This window comes from Kocuria sp. CPCC 205297, from assembly GCF_040981035.1.
Taxonomy (GTDB): Bacteria; Actinomycetota; Actinomycetes; order Actinomycetales; family Micrococcaceae; genus Kocuria; species Kocuria marina.
On record NZ_JAVKPY010000005.1, the window covers coordinates 1 to 16,614 of the forward strand.

The following is a 16,614-nucleotide window of genomic DNA, read 5'->3' on the forward strand; positions in this document are numbered from 1 at the left end:
ACTACATAGCCCGCGCACTCCTCGAAGCCGGCGGATTCAGACCACACCTACACCCCGAATTGTGAAGAGCCCCATTACGCGCCGCCAGCAGTGCGGCGAGAAAGTGCGCAGCTGGGAACATAACGCGGGAACGGATTCTCGTGTACGGGAGGCCGCAAGGCCATGCGGCCTCTAGTGCTCGAACCCCCGCTGATACGTATGCGGCCAGCACGCTCCAATTCGAAAACGTGGGCGGTACCTGCACCGAGAATCGATGCCGCACATAGGGTCGAACAGCCTCCCATAAAGAATCATCTAAGTCACGGATGGAGGAGAGGTCTTGAACCACGACATCCACGAGTTCACCCGCAGCTATAATCCGTTTCATTGCTGTGACGGCGCTGGCATCATTGAATGGGGGAAAATTCACTGCTACGACTAGGGTGTGAACTGGTAGAGACTTGACAATGTCATCAGCAAGAGATGGGTTGACTGCCATTAGTCTGCTCTGCACCTGCGCGGCCAGAATTGCATCGTCGCCTACTGCTTCAACGACGCTATTCATCGCATCGGCGGACCCAGATATCAACGCGACATCGACGAGCTCTTTCAGGGCCCCGGATATCATACGATTTCCACCCCTATTCCCCCACAAGCCAGCAGATCCTGAAGGCGATGCTGTTCACATTCTCGGAGATTAATCCCAGAAATGCGAAATGTATCCACACCCAATTGTTCCGAAAACAGCACTCCCAGGGCCAGGTGCGGAGCCCAAGAAAACAGCGAATCAGATTTCCCTGTCTCGAGCATCCAAGCGTTCGAAGCCAGTTCGACCGTGTTTTCGTGCATGGCTGAGGTAGGCTGTATCGCAGCGGGGACAGATCTGATAACTGGTGCGTCCGGGTCTCGACGAGGTGTAGTGCCTCGTTCAAGGTTAAATACGTTGGTCCCCCGGGGAATGGGTAAATTGGCAGGATGCACGGGAAATGCATGCAGCCAGCGATCTGGAGCCCACGTTGACAATCTCTGAGCAGTAAGCGGAGACACTTGATCTGGGAAGGTCAGTTGCCCACTGCACCACCGTCCGAATGCCAGGATCGAGGCAATAGCAATGCGATCGGACGACACGTCGCCTACTTTGCGATCAGATCGCAAGGCCGCACTAACAGGCCAAGCGTCCAAGTTCTCTGGAACCGCTCTGAGCTCAGTGCTGTCGTTCTCGGTATGCATAATGTTGAACTTCACTTCTCGACCGCTTTCGACCGGGTGTTCAGCACCGCTATTTCCTTTTCCAACTGTCCTGGCAGGCTTGACTGGGAGATGATTTGGACCAGTTCCAAGCGAGACCCCGGTGTATTGCGACGACGTACGAGCTCCGTCCAGCTTTCTTTTACTGCCGACACTGCCGATCCAGGCACCAGCAAAACATGCAACTTGATTTCATCGGTGACTATCGTCAAAGCTCGCACGGTTTGGCCCTCGAGGGTCAGCATCAAATCCTCTAGGTCTTCACGCTCCTGGGACGCGGCCACGAGCACCTGATGAGTAACAGAGGCGCGAAATATTTCGGATACGAGAGATCCGATTATCTCCGTGATAGGGCGACGGCGAGAGACGGAATCACCTCTTTCATTGGCTGCCCATTCTATCAATGGCTCGAACCCGGGAACGACTTGCCGAATCTGGGCCAAGTCCCGTCGCGAGAGGTCATCAAAACGAAGGGTAGTCTGGCTTTGCCCGGCTCGCCAGTCCTGCTCGGTCCAGATTCTAACCTTAGCGGAGATTCCCGACAGCCAGGCATCTGGGTCCACCCCGGGTGGAAGTTGGACAGCGCCGCTGCGCCTAACTTCCGATGCTGGGGACAATTCAAGCAATTCACGTCTGCCCGCAGGAAATTGTTCATCGTCACCCTGAGTTCTGCCGGCCCATGTGGCCCTAAGGCTTGCGATGGAAGCATGTGAGACGACCTCAGCTTCGACAGACTCATCGACCGTGGCAGCCCAGACTCCGACTAACGCTTGCTGGGCACGGCTTAGGTTGAGGCCCGCTGCCGCGACTACTTCACCAAACTGCGCGAGTGCAACTTTGCCTCCCAGGGGTTCCAATGCGCGACGAAGTAAGTCGGTTCGAAGAAACAGAGACGCTGCGGCCATACCGTCGACCCAGCTTCGCGAGGAGCCCTCTAAGGGAGACCGTGGCAGTACCCTTTGCCCGGCTCTAGCTTCAACGTCAATGACGGCGATTCCAGACCAAGCGCCGGCCTCGCCACCTCGAATTATTCCTAGCAAGGTTTCAACACGGTCGCTCATGGAGGTCGTCCCCGGTGGTTGCATAGCTACCCAACGACCACGTGCACGTTTTATGGCCTCGGCATACATAACCTCGACGGGTGTCCCGGCTGGCACCACGACATCGACGATGCCAGAGATATTCGCGAATACAAGATCAAGAGGGACGTTGTCCGGATGCACAATGAGGCATTCCACACTGTCTACTGTTTGCCCCAAGGCTGAAAAGACTGTGTCAGGCAAACCTGCTGCGGGAGCGTCCATGACCGTGACAAAACTTGCCAATGGCTCCGTTATCGATCTGGTGGACCCTCGAGTGACGTTACGAACCCAGCTCTGGTCTTCCTTGAGAATGAGCTGGTTTTCTCTAACTGCCTCATTGCCGCCTGTCTGCCTTTTTATGACTGCATGAGTCGAAGGATGCCAGACGTGATACATCCTGACGCGTCGATCCTCGATCCAGGTCACGGGTGCGCCAGAGCGACGCACGCGGAGTGCGAAATCCAAGTCCTCTCCCCCGTAGGTATGCATTCGTTCGTCATATCCGCCGACGTCATTGAGGGTGTACCGGGACACTCCGAACAGGCCGCCCATTCCCCACCGAGGACGCAACTTTGCACGCCGTTCGAACTCGTCCCAAAGCAGACCACGGTCTCTTACGACTTCGTGTGAGTGGCCTGCGGGGAGGTCCCGGCACTGCAAGACAGCTGCGTGCCCAGGATGGCTCTCCAGCCACTCAACCAAGGCGGGAAACGTCTCCGGGGTGAACAGCATGTCAGCGTCCGTAGTGAAAACCCATCGTCCCGAAGAAGATCGGATTCCAGCATTAAGCGCTCGTGACCTGGACCATTCCCCGTCGGTCTCGGTCCGAATGCACCGTGCGTTCAATCGCTCCGCGACTTGCCGAACCGACTCGCCATCCACAGACCCGTAGTCCGACACGATTACCTCGCCACGGAGTTTACCAGACAAAGACTTCTGAATCGTCTTTATGGACAATTCGAGTCGCTCGAGGCCCCAGTCCTTAAATCCAATGATTATCGACAGATCCAAAGAATCATCCATTATTGATCGTCAACCTTTCGTGACGCTCGCTCCATTACCGCCCATAGCTCCCGACCACCAGTCGAAGTCGTGAATGGCTCGATCCACCGAACCCATGGGTCTAGCGATTCAAGACTCGATGTTTTAGAAGCCTGAGGCAATGCATAAACGAGAATTTCGATTCCCGCCACCGGTGTATCAAATTTTATCGTGGGTGCAATCCATCGTGCCCCGTTGGCGATATCCCCCAAATAGACGTAGTAACCATCCAACATATTTGAATAACGCCAGGTAGACTCGGGACGAGGTTCTGTTCTGGACCCATCCGGTTCTAGGGCATGTACCACGACCGCGTACTCTTTCAGCCCTAGTGCACGCCCTCGTAGGTCAAACGCTATGTCAAAGGCCATTGCCATGCCATGACAAGCGACGGACCAGCGGCATCCACTGGCGACGGGAGCCCAGTCGTCATGCACATCTAATCGTTTCGGGACTTCAGCGGGAACAGAGGATGTCATTTGCTCGCTCCCGTTGACGGGGTTGTACTTTCATGCGTCCAGTCATTTGGAACCATGAGGGAACCTCCGATTTTCTGTTGAAGCCTTTGAAGATCATTGCCCCCGCTTTCGACGACAAGCCACGAGTCACCAGCCAATACCCTGCGCCCGTCGTTGAAGAATTCCCCCCGTTTGCGTTCGAAGAGTGCTGGATCATCATAGAGTGCAATCGACATAGTTCCGGAGCAGGTAATCGAGGTCGCTGCCTCCGATTTGACCACTCGGTTTCGATTGCAGTTCAAACCTGCATCCTCTACGGCTTTTCGAAAGGCCCCTTCATCACTGAAGTGAGTCGGCTCCGGACCGGGTTCGGCGGAGTCGCTTGGCGATGAACATCCGACCAGTCCTATGGCTACCAGGGATGCAATTGTCAATAGTGATTGCTTTGATTGCATGGCACACTCTCCGATATTGCGCGCGCTTAGCAGCGCGAACGCAGGTGATGGGGGATGGGGTATGGTTTAATCAAACGCCTATTCGTAGACACCCGGGGTGTTCAAGTGATGATTGAGGGTCTCAACATGAGTATGCAGTTTATACTGTAGTGGTTTGTTCGGTTAGATTCGGTGCGGGTTACACACTTTGATCCCTGATTGGGTGCAGAGTGGCGGGCGGTGCCTCGTGATGTCGTGGTAGCGAGGCTTGCGAATGACTGACGCATTTGTGCATACTTGCTATGCATTATGTCGTGTTTCAGATGATGCTTACCTCCTTAAGACAGCGGGCGCTTCGGGCGAACGGGGAATTCTTGGCCACTCGTTCTCGTAGCGGTCGCGGTGTAGCTCATGGGCCATGAAAAAATGTGGTGGTGAAGAGCGGGTTGCCGAACCCGTCGCCCACGCTGACTTCGACGTCACTCCAGTCTGGAAGGGCAGACAGGACAAGGCGACTCCCGAGGAGCGCGGAAGTTTCCTTTAGCGTGCGTTGGCCTGCGCGCACTCGATAGCGAAACATGAAGGCTTTGGATTTTGCAGGAACACCTGGGATGGCCGGGCACAGAGATCCACCATCTCCACTACCCCAGTCTAGGGCGCGAGCCACCGCAGCTTCCCGTCCCAAACCCCAGAAGGGGAACGAGCTGATGTCTTTCTCGGCAGTCAGTCCGAGATCCTCCAGCGTGCCGACCGTCTGCCGCAGGGTCCCGCCCTCCGCCCACAGTGCCCCTAGGAGCTCAACGATGTGCGCCGGGGTGGGCGGCACATGGCCTTCGCCCAAGTTGCGGATCCAGAACGCATGCTCGGGCCCCGCCTCATAGAGATTGCGACGGACGGGAGAGGCTCCGTATGCACGCATGAGTGGTGCCAGATGAGCCTCCACATGCCAGTCGTTCCAGTTCTGCAGTACCAGCATGCGACGCGGCCGGTGCCCCTTGCGTACCTGCGCCATGATGGAATGCTGCACGCCGGCTCGTTCCAGCGCGCCTGCCCATCCCCGTGGATGGTCAGCTGGCTCGCCGGTGGCCACCAGTTGTGGGAACGCCTGTTCGAGGTAGGGCCTGACGAGTGGGGGCGAGTACTCCAGAAAATCCGTTTGGGGGTTCCAGACGAGGACCGAGGCGTCGTCGCCGAGAAGATGACCGTAATACAGGGCGGCGAAACCGCCGGCCGAGCCCCCGACCAACCACAGGTGCTTGCCGGTCCGCTCGGCGATCGTCCGCAGTGCTCGCAGAATCGCATCTTGAAACTGGCCGTCCTGGTATCCCGCGTACCAGCCGATATTTAGATCCGGGGAGAGCGCCAAGGACGTGTCGGCTACGGCCACGAACGGACCGTCGAGTTCACGGCCGAGGTTCATGCCCGAGAAGAACGGGGGCTTGCGCTCCCCTCGTTTGGATACCGCGCCATTGAAGGTGACGAGGATGTAGTCCTGGTTGCTTCCCAGGACGTCATTTTTGAAGAGGAGGTCCATGTGGTGCGTGGGAAGACCGACGCGATGGATCCCGTCGGCCCATCTCGGAGCGGAGAAGAATTCGCCAGTGCCGGACCACTCGTGCACGTCCGCCTTGAAATATGAGTAGTCGAATTCTTCGAGCATGGATTTTCTCCTCACACCGTGTAACCGGTCGTCTTCGTTGCCACCACACGGTCCCCTAATCGAACGAAGACCTTAACCCGCACTCGTTCGTCCTCGAGCTGCACTTCACCGATGTGAGTGCGGGAATACGGCACGGCGTGCACACGGTCATTGCCTTTGAAGAAGTAGTACGCAACCGCGGCGTCGGGCCCGTGGGTATACCGGGCGTTCGTCGCATACTTGATTGCGCCCGACTCAAGTCGTCGGGCCGTCACGGTGAGTTCCGCCGGCAACAGCTCAGTACCCGTGGTGGTGCCCACGGACGACGGCTGTGGGCACTGTCCAATGAAGTCGACGCCGCGAGTCGTCACGAACCGGCTATGCTCGAGCTGGACATATGCATCCTTATCGGAGACGGACAAGTTGCGGCCTCGTCGGACGTAGCCGAAACTCGGTTGGTTGCCGCGCACCCGGGTCAGGGTGGTTCCCATGCGTCGGAAGGTTTCGGCACGCCCGGTATCGAAAGTCTCCGGGAGAGACCATACGGATTGCTGCCAGGGGTCGAACACCGCGCCGCCTCGGTGGGCAAAGAACTTGTTACCGCTCATGCAGCGGATGAAGTCGACGTCACGAACCAGATGACCGTCCGGATCCGCCCGAATCAGGTAACAGCGTTCGAGGCCCACCGCCAGGACCTCGGTCGGGTCGGTCGATCGATCTAAGAGATCGGTGGCCACCCCCAGGACATTGCGGATGTGCCACGGCGCGAACACGTCGTCGTCATCGATGCCCATCCGCACCACCAGATCGTATTCGGCGAGATGCACGTTCTCGTGGGCTCGGCGGGACATGGCCTCGCGGCGAGGCCATTGTTTGTTGGGCGCCATTGCCATGTCCACGTGCGAGGTGGAGAGATGTCCGTAGCCGCCGGTGGGATGGGTATAGATGAATACGCTCACCCGCAGACCCGCTGGCGCCCCCACCGCCGCGACTTCTGCCTCGATCCGGCGGGCGATGTGCAGCTTGTCCGAGGAGACGTAAACGGTGTGGAGGACGTCCACCCCGTCCGGTATGTCCTGGGCGAGGATGCTGCGGAGGGTGGAACGGTAGCGCTGGAAGTATTCCTCAATGCGCCCAGTTACCGTCTCTACGTCACAGAACACCGTCTCAATCGTCACCAGGATGGAGGTGTGGTCGGGAGAGGCCGGCGACATGGGATCGGTCGTGGAAATCAGGGTCATGCCGCTGTCACCATCCTGGCGTTGATCGTCTTCGTCTCATCCCGGGAGAACACGCGAATACGGCACGATTCCGTGTCCTGGGTGTGGAACGTGCGAGACGCACGTCGGCTGTAGGGCGCCCGTTCGACGGAGCCATCCGACCGCACGAGGTAGAACGCGTAAAATGGCCCGCCACCTCTGACGACGGCCCGTACCAAGCCGCGTTCCGTGCGGGATACGGTGACCTCCATCCCGGTGTTGTCCTGGGCGTGTTCGACGACTGAAACCGTGTGATCCCGTGCCAGTAGCGCGGACGGGATCACGTCTTCGACCGGTCCGTGCAATGCATCAGGCGTCATGCGGGAGCCGAGCACGTCAACCACTGCCTCGTCCCACGGGCCGATCAGAGTCGAGAAGAAACACGAGGGTCCCTGCCCGGTGACGGCCACCTGATCCACGGGCGCAGCTTTCCGCCATCCCGTTGACGTCCAACCCGCCATGGGACCCTTCACGCCGCGTCGAATTTCCGTTGTGCCACCGCTCAAGGTAGTCACGTGAATGCTCTTGTCCTGGTGGCGCAGAATGAAACCCGTGCTCAGACGTTGCGCGGCCACACTGCGACCGCAATTCCACCGCTGTTCCACCATGGTGGCCTCCGGGGTTTCCACGGAGTCGAGGACGAGGAGTTGACACCGGGCCTTGAGGTAGATGAGTCGCCGAAGGATTCCGACGTCGTCGTACCCGGGATCGCTGAACGTCAGGTCTACGTAGTCACTGGTTTCCGAGTGGCCGATTAAGGAGACCTCGGTGTCCCTCCGGTACGTCTTTCCGGGCACGACGACGGCATTGTGACTTTCCCGGCCCACCACGTAGTCCCGCATGGGGCTTTTTCCGTAGTAGTACTTGCCGGAGTCATCGATCCACTGCACACCATCGGTAGCAAAGGTCACCGAACCACCGTCGCGGTGACCGTGGACCTTGTCCTGCCGGCCCCATACCGCCGTGACGAATGTTTCATCCTGGTAGGGGCGATCTTCTCCCCAACCGCTGCGAAGGAAGGCGTAGCCGGCGTCGTAAATGGCGGTGGTCGAATCGGGCTTGATTCCCTCTCGCCCTTGAGTGACCACGAAACGAGTGAGCGGGTGGTTGATCCTGCGGGGATTGCCACCGTCGGTATCCCCGATCCGGGCAAACCGTCCCAGCGGACTCGTCGCGTGGGCCAACAGCTGCGGTGCCAGGCCGAGTCAATGCGAGAGTTCCGGGCGGGGAATCCCCTCCAGATCCAGGCGTCTCAGAGCATCGTTCCACCACTCGTAGTTTTGCAGGTGGTAGCCGAGAGAACCCTCTTCATTCGCGCCCTGTTCGTCGTAGGCCGCCGCGAGCTGGTCGAAGAGCCGCTCGAGCGCGAGTTCGGTCACCTCAGGATCTTCCAATACCACGCCCAGTACGAACAGCCCCACATGTTGGTGGAATCCGTGATTACCCCGTTTGAGATGGGAGGGTTCGGACAGCCAGGCCACATGGTCGTGGAGAGAGCTCAGGAGCCATTCCTGCTCCCCCACCACCGTGAGACCGTGACATAGTTCCATGGCTCGAATGCCGTCGCTCATGTCAATCCACGACCACCGCGTCTGTCCCGCGCCCGGTGGGTTGGCGGTGATCCACGAATGCGCCAAGAATTCCCACCGTTGCGCCGCCTCGACATCTCCGCGGTTGGCGGCGCGCCGGAGCGGATCCAGCCACCGCAGCATGTGGTATTGGAACTGCCAGTTGTTGTCCTGAAAAGGGTTTTCCCGCCAGGTGGGTTCTTCCGGGAGCGACCACGCTTTGTGCGGCGCCATGGTGAGACGGCCCGCCTTGAGATCGTTGACCTTGGCGTCCTCATCGGCTGATGGACGGAAGTGGGTGCCCAGCGCCTGTCGCCGAGCCGCGTCGAGGTTCACCATGAGGGTCAGTTCTCCGCGCCGACGAGGGCATCCGTGGGCGCGAGTTGTTCCTCCGCGGGCCGGGGCACAACGCGCAGTGGCGACGCCGGCTCCTGCGGGTCGTCGTGTGTGAGTTCAACCTCGTAGAGCGCGCACAATTCGTCCAGCAACGCGCGACACTCGGCCTTCTGCTCCGCGGGCACGAAACGGTTGAACTTGTTCACGAGCCACCCGTCGAAGAATGCGTCCACCCGGGTATGGCAATAGGCGTCGTACAGCCCCTCCCGTCGGAGCCACTCCACCCGGTAGTGCTCCAGGGGTAGGTATTTGCGGAACAGGCTCGGCCCCACCGTGTTGATCATCGAGTTGGACACGGCCCCGTAATAGACGTGGATGGGCAGGCGGACCGTAGCGATCCGCCTGGCCCCGTGGAGCATCTGCTGGAACGCCAGGGAATCCTGACCCAGGGCACCCACCGGTTGATACAGACCGATGGCGCGCAACCATTGCGTGTCCGCCACGAGTGCCTGGATGCTCATGGGCTGGAAGTTAATCCGCTGCAGGGCGTCCTCCGGGACCATCAGACCGCCCGTGGGATCCTCCGGTAGGTTCTTCGTCAGGATTTTGACGTTCGGGACGTGCCGGCGGTACGAGGAGAGCTTGATCATGTCCCCGATCGCGAATTGCACTCCGAGCTCGCGGACGGTCTCCAGCAACACGCGGAACCCATCGTTGAGCGCTTCGTTGTCCGGGTCCAAGTACGTGATGTAGGGCGCCGTCGCGAGTTTCAGTCCCTCGTTTCGCGGCCGGGACGCGCTGCCCGATCCGCCTGTCTCGAAGAAGTGGGCGCGCACGTTGTCATACCGCGCCGCGAGTTCGCGCACCGCGCGCACCGTGTCGTGATCGGTGGAGCCGTCGTCGATGAGCAGGATCTCCATGTCCCTGAAGATCGTGGAGCGTTCCAGGGAGCGGAAGCACTTGGAGACCAGGTGTTTGCCGTTGTTGAACACCGGGACCACCACGGTCAACTGTGGGGCGTCGGTGAGCGTGACCTCGATGCGCTCGCCAACCCGGGGCCCCGCGCCGAACGGCGCGGTGCTGTAGGCCCGCCCCTCGATCCGCCCGGAGTCGAGCCACGTCTGCAGCACCGGGGTGTCCGCCTGGACGCGGAGGCCGCTGCGAGCACTGCTGCGAACCCGGCCCGTGAGCTCGTGATCGTCGAGGCTCGTGATCCCGCCGTTCGTCTCGAAGCCGTTCTTCGTGGCCACGTCCACGTCCGCGTACCTGAATACGTTGAGCAGGTCGCGCACGTGGCCGCTCGCGTAGTCATGATCGGCGGACACGGGCACGACGACGTCGAAGTCGTCCCGGCGCTGCGCCAACTCGCCCCGAGTGAGGACGCTCACGAGTGCTGTCTGCGTGTCGGCGATCTCACGCGCGTGGTCGATCGTGGTGTCACCGTCCGGAACGACCGCCACTCGTTCGTGCAAGGACGCGACGGGGGCACCCACGGCGGAGAGCATGTCCGACATGCGCTGCCACGCCGTGTCGTGTTCCCACACGCGGCGCAGACCGTCCGTCTGCGCACGGTAGAGCCGCTCCCCCGTCATGCCGTCCAGGATGAGGGGTACCTCCCGCGGTCGGTCGATCAGCTGGACCTCGGGGTAACGATCGTTGACGGCGAGCGAGTAGTTGGAGAGAACGAACGCGCCCATCGCCTGCAGCTCCACCACTCGGTTGGCGTACATGGTCCCGGAATTGGTGACCGAGTTGAGGTTGAGATGGACGTCCACGCTGCGTTGGACCTTCATGAGTTCACGGTGGCCCAGCCCTGGGCCCACGTGGTCGACGAACTCCCGGGGGTAGAAGTACTTGGGATCGCCCAGGGACGAGTTCCGATCCACGATCAACAGATCCCGTCCGGCATCCAGGACGCCCGAGAACAGGAACCGCGCCGCCGATTGTCTTGCGGGGTACTTGTGAGAGAGCCAGGACCCGGCGAACAAGATTTCGGAGTGGCGTACCCGCCGGGATCCAACGGGCGTGTGCAGTAGGGGGTTGACACCGAAGGTCAGGGGGCGGATGTCCCCCACCTCGGGGCAATCCGCGGCGTAGCTCGGGATCATTTCCTGTGCGGAGGTGAAGATCACGTCCGCTTCCTGGGCGAGGGGACGGAACCGGGCGTAATTGGGCGGGTCTTCTTTGGAGTAGAAGATCACGGGCACATCGCGTGCGCGGAAGGCCGGGATGACCTCGGAGCGCACGAGCCCCGCGGACGCCGTGGTGCCGTGCCAGTCCTCGAACCGGCCCCGCCACGTGGATGTCAGGATGAGCACATCGCTGGTGCGAGCCACGTCCCGGAAGTTCTCCGGTGTCACGTACGTGATGTTCGCCGTGCCCTCGTACGTCTCGTACAGGAACGTGTCCGCGATCATGGCCACCCGGGCCGGGTGCGGGGTCAAGACACGGGTACCGGCGTGATCGGGCAGACCCGCCACGGATTCCACGAGGTCGCGGACCTGCTCTGCTCGCCCGTTGTGTGACAACCACTCGGGATACTGCTCCTGCGTTATCACCGGGTTCAACCGGTCCGCGCGATTACGGCGCGCGTAGTCCTTGAACGCCCGGGAGCGGAACCAGTGCCGGTCCGTTGCAGCCGTGGCTTCCCTCAACTGGAGTTCCTTGATCCGCGTGCGAACCTTCGCACGCCGTCGCTTCACCTGGTCCATGTTCATCGCCATGACCGCACCGCCTTCCGCAGCTTCCACACGCGTCGTTGCAGCCTGAAGGTGCGCGAGGCCCTGGTGCGCTCCCACTGTTCGCGGGCAGTGTCCCGCTCCTCACGCGTTTTGCGGAGTTCGGACTCCAACCACCACACCTTCTTCAGGTAGGCCCGTTCCTGCGTCTTCAGTTGCTCGTCCCGGGACTCGAGGTTCTGGAAGAACCGGATCTCCTTCTCGTAACTGGCCACCAGTTCCTCGCTCAGTCGGCGAATTTCCTGCGCTTGTTGGGCCAGAAGGTCACTGAGGACATCGACCGCGTCGGCGTGGTCGGCGGCGGCGCCCACTGGGGTCGGGTGCGCATTCATGATCGTGGGCCTCCGATGGGGGCTAGGGCGCGGTCCAACTGCTCATGGACGGCGGCGGCGTCGAACGTGGATGTCGTGAAGTCGTGTGCGTTGTGGCTGAACGAACGGCGCGTCTCCGGGTCTCGAGAGAGATCCAGGATGCGTTGCGCCATCTCGTGGACGGACGGGACCAGCCATTCCCTGGGATAGATGAGATCCGCGCCGGGCCAGTCCAGGGACACGGGAACACCGCCGGATGCTGCGACATCCGGGAGGGTCAGGTGGAATGACTCGTGGTCGCTCACCGAGATGCCGTATCCGACACCCCGGTACCACTCGGCCATGTCGTTGCCGTGCGGGTCGAAGCGGATGACCTCCCGGCCGGCGCGTTGATTGAACTCGTCGACGCGGCGGTAGCACGTCCGGTACCACTCGAGTTCCTCGGGTCGCTTGTGCATCCACTCGTAGTCCTCGGGACGCTTACCCTTGACCCGCAACGAGAACTCGGGATCCACGGCCACGAGCTGCTCCATGAGATCCACGGCGCGGTCGAGCCGTTTCAACTGAGGGACGATCCCCACGAACCCCACGGTCTTCAGCGCGCTCTCGTGCTTGTCACGGGCCAGGTCCGCCGTGCGGACCACGTTGGGGATCACCGTGCACGTGGCGCGAGGAAGCCCGTGACTCGTGATCGCGGCCTCGCGCATGAGATCACTCACGAACACGTACTGGGACACCTGCTCGTGCCGGATCCGGCGCAGGTAGGGCCCGCGCAATTCCTGCGCGTGAACCCGCACGATCAGCCGCTGGTGGTCGTTCACGTGTTCCGAGTACCAGATCGCATTGCCCAGACCCCATTCGCAGAACACCACGTCCGCTTTCGCGAGCAGCTCCGCGGAGCGCTGTTCATCGTGATGCGCGTGGTTGTCCCACTGATCCACCAGCACTCGTGCCCCTGCGGCACGAAGGTGATGCAGCCACGAGGAGATGAACTTCAGGTCGTGTCCCGCCACGAGGATCGTGCCGGCACGCTCCACCGCACTCTCACCGGACGGGGTGGCCACGAGCTGACGCGTGGGCTCGTCCGATGGCGGAAGCGTCACCGTGAGGGTGGCGGCCGAGTCCACGGCACGGAACGACGTGTCCGGGTCTTTCACGAGGGTCGCCCGAAGCATTCCCCAGGCATCGTGCGTGTTCGTACCGGGAACCGCGAACACTCGAGCATCCTCGTCCGCCCCGCGCGAGCGCCCTGCGATCTTGTCCCAGTATCCCCAGCGCGTGGTCTGCAGCAGGTCCTCCGCCCATGTCCGTGCAGGGTCCTCGGGCGGGTACGCCCAGAACTCGACGTCGTGGGGATAGGGTTCGCGATAGCCGAGCACGCGTACGCCGTGCGCCTCGAGCGCGGCGCGGGCAGCGGCGTCGTCGTCCGTCAACCGCACCGTGCTGGGCAGGACGGATTGACGCAGGATCCCCGGGACCTGTTCGGGGCGCGCGGTGAGACCCCACCGTGGCAGCGAGAACGCCTCGACCGGTAGACCCGCGGTACGTGCGAGGATCACAAGGGCTGTGTCCACCGTGTGCGCGCGCAAGACCGTGCGCAGCTGCAGCCACACCTCGCGCAACCGCTCTTCCGGATCGGCGCTCCATGCCCCCAGAAGAGCCTTGGCGTATGCCGCGTTGTTGGTGCAGGGAATGCCACCGTCGAACGTCTCGGTGATGCCCCGCGCCCAGCTCGAGAGGACCGCTCCCCCACACGCCGCGATCTCCACGACCCGGCGGGAGAACATGGTGGGTGAGTACGGGGCGGAATTGACGTTGAGGCTGGCCACGTGCGCGCGGTAGCTGTCGATCACCTCGTCGTAGGGCAATGCCCCCCGCACCCATTGCTTGAACTCGGGTGGGAATCGGTACGGTGAGTCCGGGATGGCCAATTGCCGGTCGTAAATGGCCAGCCCGTACGGCTTGGCCGTGCCGAGCAATTGCTCGAGCTGCTGGGAGCGCTCGGGGTATCGCTGCCCGTAGTAGGTCCCGGCATAGGCAATGGTGTCCTCCGGCGCCCGTGCACCCGGGAGGGGGTTATGGATCGCGGGTTGGGCATAGAAGGGCAGGGAAGAGGACGTAACGGCGCGACCGCCGCTCAGGAAACGCGCTGTGTGAAGATACTCCGGGATCATGTCTGCGTCCGTGGTGAACACGTGATCGCACAGCGCCCCGGTCCTGCGGAACCGGTTGATGTGCACCGGATCCTCTTTGTTCCAGAACACGGTGGGGATCCCGGCGTGGCGGCATCGCGCGAGGAGGTCCCGCAGCTGCGTGTGCTCCTCGTCCGAGTAGTACCCCACCCTGTGGTGCCATACACCGCCGTTGCCCGACCACGCCGATTCGACGAACACCAGGTCCAGGTTCTCGCCGGCCAGTTGCTCGGCGTAATCGGCCGGGCCCAGCGGGATGATCGTGGCCGAGCGGCGCAGGGTCTCCGTGGTGAATTCGTCCGCGATCAGACCGATCCGCAGATCCTTGAGGGACCGGCCACCGTGTGCCAGGGCGTCGTGGTCCGCCGTGGCCTGGGCATAGACCCGGCGGACCACCGGGCCGAGGTTCCTCCACTGCCGCTCGTCCACGGCCCACAGACGGCCGGCTTGCCCCTGCGACACGCGCAGTTCAGGATCCTCGATGAGCTTCTGCAGCGCGTTCGCGAGGGACTTGGGGTTCCCGGCTCGGCTCAGCAGACCGCGCGGCCCGGCGCTCTCTCCCTCCACGGCACCCACGAGTGCACGGTGCGGTGAGACGTCCGAGAGCACCACCGGTTTGGCTGCGCTGAACGCCTCGAGTGGCTTGAGCGGCGAAACCATCTCCGTCACGGGCAAGCTGGCGCGGGGACACGCCACGATGTCCACGCAGCTCATGAACCGGGCGATCTCACTCGCGGGCCGCCGGCCCACGAATTTCACTCGCGACTGCAGCTTGTTGCGGACCTGATAACTCTTCAGGTCGGGGTACACCCCACCGGAGCCGGCGATCACCACCTGGAAGTCCACCTTGCGCCCGCGCAGGATGTTGGCCGCTTGCAGCAGCGTGTCCAGACCCTCGTAGGCCACGAGCGAGCCCGCAAACCCGATCACGGGCACATCCGTGCGGATCCCGCGTTTCGCGGCGTAGCCGGTATCCCGGGGCAGCGGCAGGAATTCATCCGTGTTCACACCATTGGGCAGCAGCGTGATCTTGTTCTCGGACACCCCACGGCGCACGAGCTCGTCCGCGACCTCTTGCGTGATGGCCAGCACGGCATCCGCCTCACGAGCGACCAGGGTCTCCATGGCTGCCTGGTTCACATACCGCTGCGTCTCGTCCCATCCCGGTTTCAGAGAGGCCTCCGTGACCTCCCACAGACCCCTCACCTCGTACACGAACGGCACACCGAGCCGCCGGGCGGCGACCAGCGCCGGAAGCGCGTTGAGGTAGTTCGACGCCGCATGGATCACGGACGGGCGCAGCAACCGGGCCTGCCGCACCACGGCATCGGCCGCGACATTGACGTAGACGTCCGGCGCGAGGTGGTTGATGTTGCCTTCCGGCACGTGCACCCAGTCCACGCCGTTGCGCGTTTCCACGTGGCGCCGCTTGCGAGGCTTGGCGCGCGCCGTCGAGATGTCCCACGGATAGCCCGAGCGCCCCATCACGGTCACGTCAGCGCCGGCGGCCTTCAGCCCGGCCACCACTCCCTCGGTGCGCACGCTGTACCCGTTCGAATGGAAGATCGGCGTGGAGTACGCGCAGTACAGGATGCGTTGCCGCTCGGGCAGGTACGCCGCACCGCGGGAGCGCGGGGGCACGAGTCGCGCCGCCGTGCGGTCCAGTGCCACGGTGCCCAGGATGCGGTCGGTCAAGTAGCGCTGTTTCTCGGTGAGATCCGGCAGCAGGCCGCGGTGGCGGTCGACCAGTTCCGCCGCACGTGCGATGTCCCCTTCGCGGTACCACAGCCGGTTAAGGGCAGCGGACAAGTGCGCCGCGATGGGCTCGGCCTCCAGGATGGCCAGGACGTCCTCGAGGGAGGGCTCGACCTCTGCGGTCGGTTCGGTACCGGCCCACGACGCGTGGGGCGTCTGGTTCGACGGGCCGGTGGCCGCGGCATCGTCGTGAACCCGGGTTGCCGGGCTCGTGGCGGCCGCCGACGTACCGTCCTCGACCGGGGCCCCGGTTCCGTCGCCGGCGGGTTCCGCGGCAGACTCCGACGCCCGTTCCTCCGTAGTCGTCGACGAGGCGGCCAGTGTGCGGTTCTGCGCGGTGAGCTTCTCGATCCGAGACCGGGCCGTGGCGGCCGCGGCCTCCAAGGACCGGATCCTGCGTTGTGCTGCTTCCAGCTGATCGAACGTGCCACGCGGATCCCGGGCGACCTGGCGGTACACCAGTTCCCGCAACCGGGCCGGATCGCGGCGTTCGTCTGGATGCATGGGGGTGCTCCTGGGGGATACGGCGCGCCGGGGGTGCGCGCGAGAAGACGATGCGGGGGCGGCGGGGACG

9 protein-coding genes are annotated in these 16,614 nt (G+C 62.4%); all 9 read right to left on the reverse strand.

The features are described from left to right. Positions 1 to 603: 603 nt before the first annotated feature. Positions 604 to 828: a hypothetical protein gene (locus tag RF650_RS05465; RefSeq protein ID WP_368814319.1), complete on the reverse strand. Its 225-nt coding sequence runs from the start codon at positions 826 to 828 to the stop codon at positions 604 to 606. Positions 829 to 1,220: 392 nt separating this feature from the next. Further along, complete coding sequence (locus tag RF650_RS05470; protein WP_368814320.1) at positions 1,221 to 3,332, reverse strand: glycosyltransferase family 2 protein; 2,112 nt, start codon at positions 3,330 to 3,332, stop codon at positions 1,221 to 1,223. 1,319 nt (positions 3,333 to 4,651) lie between these two features. Then, positions 4,652 to 5,902: a hypothetical protein gene (locus tag RF650_RS05475; RefSeq protein WP_368814322.1), complete on the reverse strand. Its 1,251-nt coding sequence runs from the start codon at positions 5,900 to 5,902 to the stop codon at positions 4,652 to 4,654. Positions 5,903 to 5,913: 11 nt separating this feature from the next. Then, positions 5,914 to 7,122: a hypothetical protein gene (locus tag RF650_RS05480; RefSeq protein WP_368814324.1), complete on the reverse strand. Its 1,209-nt coding sequence runs from the start codon at positions 7,120 to 7,122 to the stop codon at positions 5,914 to 5,916. Continuing rightward, positions 7,119 to 8,228 (reverse strand): heparinase II/III family protein, encoded by a 1,110-nt coding sequence (locus tag RF650_RS05485; RefSeq protein ID WP_368814325.1) that lies wholly within the window; start codon positions 8,226 to 8,228, stop codon positions 7,119 to 7,121. Before RF650_RS05485 ends, RF650_RS05480 begins: the two co-directional genes overlap by 4 nt. A gap of 117 nt (positions 8,229 to 8,345) precedes the next feature. Then, positions 8,346 to 9,047, reverse strand: coding sequence for a heparinase II/III family protein (locus RF650_RS05490; RefSeq protein WP_368814327.1), 702 nt, complete (start codon positions 9,045 to 9,047; stop codon positions 8,346 to 8,348). Between the two features lie 5 nt (positions 9,048 to 9,052). Next, a complete protein-coding gene (locus tag RF650_RS05495) occupies positions 9,053 to 11,767 on the reverse strand; it encodes a glycosyltransferase (protein ID WP_368814329.1) in 2,715 nt (904 codons plus the stop codon). Continuing rightward, complete coding sequence (locus RF650_RS05500; protein ID WP_312918583.1) at positions 11,758 to 12,114, reverse strand: hypothetical protein; 357 nt, start codon at positions 12,112 to 12,114, stop codon at positions 11,758 to 11,760. The genes RF650_RS05495 and RF650_RS05500 overlap by 10 nt, the downstream gene beginning before the upstream one ends. After that, on the reverse strand, positions 12,111 to 16,544 hold the full coding sequence (locus RF650_RS05505) for a glycosyltransferase (protein WP_368814331.1): 4,434 nt from the start codon (positions 16,542 to 16,544) through the stop codon (positions 12,111 to 12,113). Before RF650_RS05505 ends, RF650_RS05500 begins: the two co-directional genes overlap by 4 nt. Positions 16,545 to 16,614: the final 70 nt, after the last annotated feature.

What these genes read in the sequence shown, in the direction of transcription:
- RF650_RS05465 (WP_368814319.1), bottom strand. Translation starts at nt 828, where the DNA reads ATGCACGAAAACACGGTCGAACTGGCTTCGAACGCTTGGATGCTCGAG.
- RF650_RS05470 (WP_368814320.1), bottom strand. Translation starts at nt 3,332, where the DNA reads ATGGATGATTCTTTGGATCTGTCGATAATCATTGGATTTAAGGACTGG.
- RF650_RS05475 (WP_368814322.1), bottom strand. Translation starts at nt 5,902, where the DNA reads ATGCTCGAAGAATTCGACTACTCATATTTCAAGGCGGACGTGCACGAG.
- RF650_RS05480 (WP_368814324.1), bottom strand. Translation starts at nt 7,122, where the DNA reads ATGACCCTGATTTCCACGACCGATCCCATGTCGCCGGCCTCTCCCGAC.
- RF650_RS05490 (WP_368814327.1), bottom strand. Translation starts at nt 9,047, where the DNA reads ATGGTGAACCTCGACGCGGCTCGGCGACAGGCGCTGGGCACCCACTTC.
- RF650_RS05495 (WP_368814329.1), bottom strand. Translation starts at nt 11,767, where the DNA reads ATGGCGATGAACATGGACCAGGTGAAGCGACGGCGTGCGAAGGTTCGC.
- RF650_RS05500 (WP_312918583.1), bottom strand. Translation starts at nt 12,114, where the DNA reads ATGAATGCGCACCCGACCCCAGTGGGCGCCGCCGCCGACCACGCCGAC.
- RF650_RS05505 (WP_368814331.1), bottom strand. Translation starts at nt 16,544, where the DNA reads ATGCATCCAGACGAACGCCGCGATCCGGCCCGGTTGCGGGAACTGGTG.